Annotated in this window: 1 protein-coding gene; it reads left to right on the top strand. The window is 67.4% G+C overall.

Translation table 11 applies throughout. The features are described from left to right. Window positions 1-13: 13 nt before the first annotated feature. The coding region (locus tag ABZ876_RS39105; protein WP_361791215.1) for an amino acid adenylation domain-containing protein at window positions 14-1,029 on the top strand (1,016 nt) is incomplete at its 3' end.

Here is a 1,029-nt window from a genome sequence, read left to right as displayed (position 1 = left end):
GGGTGCGGCGTATGTGGTGTTCACGTCGGGTTCGTCGGGGCGTCCGAAGGGTGTGGTGGTTGAGCATCGGGCGTTGGCGGGTTATGTGGGGTGGGCTCGTGAGTCGCATGGGGCTGTGTCGGGGGTGGTGGCGTGGCAGTCGCCGGTGACGTTCGACATGACGGTGGCGTCGGTGGTGTTGCCGTTGGTGTCGGGTGGTTGTGTGCGTGTGGTGGATCTGCGGTCGCGGGTGTCGGGTGGTGGTGCGCCGGGGTTCATGAAGGCGACGCCGAGTCATGTGCCGTTGTTGTTGGCTTCGCCGGAGGAGGTTTCGCCTGGGCGTGAGCTGGTTTTGGGGGGTGAGGCTCTGGCGGGTGCGGATGTGGCGCGGTGGCGTGAGGTGCATCCGGGTGTGGTGGTGTTCAACGCTTATGGGCCTACCGAGACCACGGTGAATGTGACGGAGTTCCGGGTGGGTGTGGGTGAGGTGCTGGGGTCGGGTCCGGTGCCGATCGGGCGTCCGCGGGGCGGGTGTCGGGTGTTTGTGCTGGATGCGGGGTTGTGTCCGGTGCCGGTGGGGGTTGCGGGTGAGTTGTATGTGTCGGGTGTGCAGGTGGCTCGGGGGTATGCGGGTCGTCCGGGGTTGACGGCGTCGTCGTTCGTGGCGTGTCCGTTTGTCGCGGGTGAGCGGATGTATCGCACGGGTGATGTGGTGCGGTGGCGTGGGGATGGGGAGCTGGAGTTCGTCCGGCGGGTGGATGAGCAGGTTCAGGTGCGTGGGTTCCGTGTCGAGCCGGGTGAGGTCGAGGCGGTGCTGGTGGAGCATCCCGGGGTATCCGCCGCGGTGGTGGTCCTGCGTGAGGACCGGCCAGGTGACAAACGCCTGATCGCCTACGCGGTCACCGACAACGAAGCGGCACTGGAAGCGGAGACCGTCCGCGAGTATCTGAGCGGACGCCTGCCGGAATACCTGGTCCCGGCCGCGGTCGTGATCCTTCCCGAACTTCCGCTGACCGCCCACGGCAAACTCGACCGCCGAGCCCTGCCCGC

The organism is Streptomyces sp. NPDC046931, assembly GCF_040644655.1.
Classification (GTDB): Bacteria; Actinomycetota; Actinomycetes; order Streptomycetales; family Streptomycetaceae; genus Streptomyces.
The sequence above is the reverse complement of the archived record's forward strand: the minus strand, read 5'-3'. Positions and strand labels throughout refer to the sequence as shown.